The sequence below is a fragment of the Dryocola boscaweniae genome (assembly GCF_025215095.1).
Classification (GTDB): Bacteria; Pseudomonadota; Gammaproteobacteria; order Enterobacterales; family Enterobacteriaceae; genus Dryocola; species Dryocola boscaweniae.
This window is the reverse complement of the sequence record NZ_JALHAP010000057.1, coordinates 1-4,571: the sequence shown is the minus strand read 5'-3', so window position 1 is coordinate 4,571 and position 4,571 is coordinate 1. Positions and strand designations below refer to the sequence as shown.

Annotated in this window: 4 protein-coding genes and 1 pseudogene; 3 read left to right on the top strand and 2 right to left on the bottom strand. The window is 53.4% G+C overall.

The features are described from left to right. The coding region (locus MUA00_RS00340; protein WP_271121245.1) for a hemagglutinin repeat-containing protein at nucleotides 1–2,672 on the top strand (2,672 nt) is incomplete at its 5' end. After that, the gene (locus tag MUA00_RS00335) at nucleotides 2,669–2,911 is read left to right on the top strand and encodes a hypothetical protein (RefSeq protein WP_271121244.1); all 243 of its coding nucleotides are present in this window, start codon (nucleotides 2,669–2,671) and stop codon (nucleotides 2,909–2,911) included. The genes MUA00_RS00340 and MUA00_RS00335, both read left to right, overlap by 4 nt. Before the next feature lie 40 nt (nucleotides 2,912–2,951). Here the strand turns inward: MUA00_RS00335 and MUA00_RS00330 are convergent, their stop codons facing one another. Together MUA00_RS00330 and MUA00_RS00325 are read right to left on the bottom strand one after the other, a co-directional pair. Further along, the gene (locus MUA00_RS00330; RefSeq protein WP_271121243.1) at nucleotides 2,952–3,191 is read right to left on the bottom strand and encodes a SymE family type I addiction module toxin; all 240 of its coding nucleotides are present in this window, start codon (nucleotides 3,189–3,191) and stop codon (nucleotides 2,952–2,954) included. Between the two features lie 73 nt (nucleotides 3,192–3,264). After that, complete coding sequence (locus MUA00_RS00325; RefSeq protein ID WP_271121242.1) at nucleotides 3,265–3,615, bottom strand: helix-turn-helix domain-containing protein; 351 nt, start codon at nucleotides 3,613–3,615, stop codon at nucleotides 3,265–3,267. A 282-nt stretch (nucleotides 3,616–3,897) separates the two neighbouring features. Here MUA00_RS00325 and MUA00_RS00320 point away from each other — a divergent pair. Further along, nucleotides 3,898–4,571 (top strand): annotated as a pseudogene (locus tag MUA00_RS00320) (hypothetical protein); the annotation flags it as partial.

Genomic DNA, 4,571 nt, shown 5'->3' with positions numbered 1-4,571 from the left:
ATTTAATTGCGGGTAAAGATTTGTCCATTACCGGCGACAGCGTGGTGATTGACCCGGGCCACGACAGACGTACCCGCGACGAGTCTTTTGAGCAGAAGAGCAGCGGGCTGACGCTTGCGCTGTCGGGGGCTGCGGGTAGCGCGGTAAACAGTGCGATCTCTTCTGCCCGGTCAGCAAAAGATGAGAGTGACGACAGGCTGGCGGCATTAAAAGGCACGCAGGCAGCCCTCTCCGGTGTGCAGGCCAGCCAGGCAATGGATCTGGATGCGGCCAGAGGGAATGATGCGGATAACACCAACACGGTGGGCATCACGCTGTCATACGGTTCGCAGTCGTCAAAATCAAAAACACACAATGAACAGACCACCGCCAGCGGCTCGACCCTGAACGCCGGAGATAATCTTTCGATCATCGCCACGGGCGGGGATGTCAATATTACCGGCAGCCAGATTAAAGCCGGAAAAGATGTCCTGCTGGATGCGGCGCGGGACGTGAATCTGGTTTCATCCCGGAATACGCAACTGCTGGAAGGCAGTAACAAAAGCAGCGGCGGCAGCGTGGGCGTGGGGATTGGCGTCGGTTCCGGCGGCTGGGGTATCACCGTTTCAGCCAGCGGCAATAAGTCTCACGGCAAAGAAAGCGGCAACGGCACGCAGCAGAATGAAACCACAATAGATGCCGGAAACCAGGTCAGCATCATCAGCGGGCGCGATGCCACGCTTGCCGGTGCGCAGGTCAGCGGGAATAAGGTGATGGCGGATGTTGGACGTGACCTGACCATCAGCAGCCTGCAGGACAGCGACCGCTACGACAGTAAACAGAGCAGCGTGAGCGGCGGAGCCAGTTTCTCCTTTGGCTCCATGAGCGGTTCAGCGAGCCTCAGCCTCAGCCAGGACAAAATGCACAGCAACTACGACTCGGTCGTGGAGCAGAGCGGAATATTCGCCGGTAACGGCGGGTTTGATGTCACCGTGGGGAACCATACTCAGCTTGATGGTGCGGTGGTTGCATCCACGGCTACGGCGGATAAAAACCACCTTGATACCGGCACGCTGGGCTTTACGGACATCGGCAACAGGGCAGAGTACGACGTCAGCCACAGCGGCGGAAGCTTCAGCACAGGCGGTAGCATCGGCAGCCAGTTCGCAGGCAATATGGCCAACACCCTGCTGGTGGGAGCGGGTGGCAGCGGCGACGCAGAAGGAACCACAAAATCAGCCGTTACGGACGGCACCATTACCATCCGGGATAAGGATAAACAGCAGCAGGATGTGGCGGACCTGAGCCGCGACACCGAACATGCTAACGGCAGCATCAGCCCGATATTCGACAAGGAGAAAGAGCAGAAGCGGCTGGAGATGGCGCAGGTTATAGGAGAGCTTGGCACTCAGGCAGCAGATATTGCGCGGACGCAGGGAGACATAGCGGCCATCAATGATGGTAAGGCTGAACTGGCGAGAAAAGGTATCACCGAACCTGGAAAAGGGGCATCAAAAGAAGAGTGGGCGGACTACAATGCGAAGCTTGCCGCCACGTACAGCTACAAAACGGCGCAGAAAGAATGGGGAACCGGCAGTACCATTCAGCAGGGTATCAGTGCGGCAACGCTGGCGCTTCAGGGGCTGGCGGGTGGTGACCTGAAAGCGGCTCTTGCAGGAGGTGCAAGCCCGTATCTGGCGGAAGCCATAAAAGTCACGACCGGAGACAATGAAGCGGCGCGGGTGATGGCGCATGCGATAATTGCCGGTGTCGTGGCGGAACTACAGGGTAAAGATGGTCTGGCGGGTGCCACCGGAGCGGCGACAACGGCTCTTGCAGGAGAAGCCATAAAACGGGCACTGTACGGCGATGTGCCGGTGGACCAACTGACAGAGAGCCAGAAGCAAACCTTGGTGGCGCTGGGTACGCTGGCGGCAGGCATGGCCGGAGGCGTGGTGGGTGACAGCACAGCCAGTGCGATAGCAGGCGCTCAGGCAGGACAGAACGAACTGAGCAATAATATGGCGAGTATCGGTCTGGCCCAGCAGATGATGGCGCAGAGTACGCTGAATGCCGCAGCGATGGCAGAAGCGGGCAGTACAAATGCTAACGATGTTGCTGCACTGGCGTTGACGAAAACGGTGAAATCAGGACTTGATGCTGCGTGCCTGGCGAACAATACGTGCGTTATGCTGGCAATTATCACCGCGCAGTCTGAAGCCAATCAGAGCCCAAATATTGGTAAGGATCTGACGGCGGATGAAAAGGCAGAACTGGGAGGAACGGGATCGGGTACACCGGGTGGCTGGGGGCCGGAGGATGAGGAAAATGCAAGGAATAATAAGGGTAATAAACCGTCGCAAAATGGAAGTAATTTTACTAACTCAGAAATAGATGATCGGATTACATCTGCCAACAAACCGATTAATAATCAAGGAATGTCTGCCGCTGCTAGGGCATGGGAAAAGCATGCGGGTAGACCAGGAGGCACATTCGAGCCTCTGAAGGGCAATCAGACCCAGAAAAATGCAGCAGCGGAAAACTTTATCCGGGATCTTCTAAATGACCCTGGCACGATACGAAATGAACTATCCCGTGGTGGGGTTGAATACCGTGCGCCTAGTGGGCAGGGTGTTAGATTTAATCCCGATGGCTCATTCAATACCCTACTAGATCCACCGGTGAAAAGATGACTCAGAAAAAATTAGAACTGTTTTTTTCCAGCCCTATGGAATACGAAGAACTTACTCTTGAGGTGCAATTAGATCGAGAGCGAATTATAGAAGTTAACCAAGATAAGGGGGTAAATCATCTTGAAGCTGAGCTTTTTGGCACGGATCACGCGCATGGATTTATCGCAAAAATGCCACTTGATGACCTTATTAATATTTTGATTGAAGCGAGAGAAACACTTAGAAATCAAAATCAATAGCCTAAAAATCCCGGCCACGGAGCCGGGATTTTTTTATCCGTCATTCAGTCACAGGCCGGATCACCAGTTGCCCCTGTTCCACGGTCACAGTAACCGGAGTATCTGTCCCGAATCCGGCCTCTGTCAGCCAGTCGCCTTTAAGGTGCAGGCTGGGCGTGCGGCTGTAATACGTGGTCATTTTGGTGGCGCGTTTCACATGCTGGACACTGAGGTATCCGACTTTATAACGGCGCTGCGCTTTGGAAATCTTCATTCCTGACTTAGAATCGTGCTCAGCCATAATAACTACTCCTAACTAGTTGTTGTGGTTAGCGGTGATTCAGTGCTCCAACACTGGATCATCGCGTCTTCTTTCAATGCTGATCCTCTGCTTTTTTAGCTTTTCGGTTAGCATCATGTCTCAAAATGAGCGCCTCGATTAGTATTCTTGCCACTGCTTTTTCTTCCTGAGTGAACTGATTAACCGCTTCAAACAGAAGTTGTAATTCCCGATCGGGATTGCGTTCAGCTTCAGCAAAAACTAACACGTCTGCACTTACTGATAATGCCAGGGATAAGTTCCGTATGACCTCCAGCGTTGGCTGAACCTCATCCGATTCATAGCGACGGATCATCGATATATGGCTGCCGGATTTCTCCGCAAGTACAGCCTGTGTCATCTTCCTGCCCTTACGCAGGACTGCGAGACGTTTACCAAAGGTCATTCGACATTCTCAGTAGTAATGAGTGTTCGTATCTTAACTTCAATTTTACTGCGTTCATGCTATTCCTTTTATGGTATTAAATAAAACTCATATATGATTTTTTATGAAGCTTGTATGTTCCCTCACAGTTTTATGCAACCCGTTAGTTCTTCATGCATTAATGAGTTAATAAATAAGAAAAATAACCGAATTATCTTACGCTGGTTACAGCTAGAATCTAAGGGCCTCAGAATCTTAGTTGCGGCAGGGCGGTAGCGTTTCTGAACATCCCTTCTAACGCTGACCATCAGCGCTTACACAGATCAAAATAAATTCCTCGGATCGTCTTACTTCCTGGACAGGCTCAACCTGCACCCGGAATACGATTACCGCTTCCTGGGCGATGCGGCGTTTGATACGCGCTATGTAGCCAACGCAGTGCTGAACCAGACCGGCAGCCGCTATATCAACGGCATCGGGTCGGATCTGGCGCAGATGCAGTATCTGATGGATAACGCGGCCGGCGCGCAGCAGTCGCTGGGTCTGCAGTTTGGCGTGGCGCTCGCGGCAGCACAAATCGCCGCGCTGGACAGCAGTATCCTGTGGTGGGGATCCGCAGTTATCAACGGCCAGACGGTGATGGTGCCAAAAGTTTATCTCTCGCCAAAAGACGTGACGGTGAACAACGGCAGCGTGATAGCCGGCAGCAATGTTCAGCTTGCGGGTGGCAACGTCATCAACAGCGGCGGCACGCTCACGGCGCAGAACGGCCTGAGTATCGACAGCCGGAACAGCATCAGCAACCTGAATGCCGGGCTGATAAGCGCGGGCGGCGGGCTGCAACTGAGCACGCTGGGCGACATCAATAACATCGGCTCAACCATCAGCGGTAAAACGGTGGCGCTTGAGAGTATAAACGGAAGCATCAACAATATTACGCTCGCAGATACCTGGAGCCTGGCGGCGCCCGGTAAGAA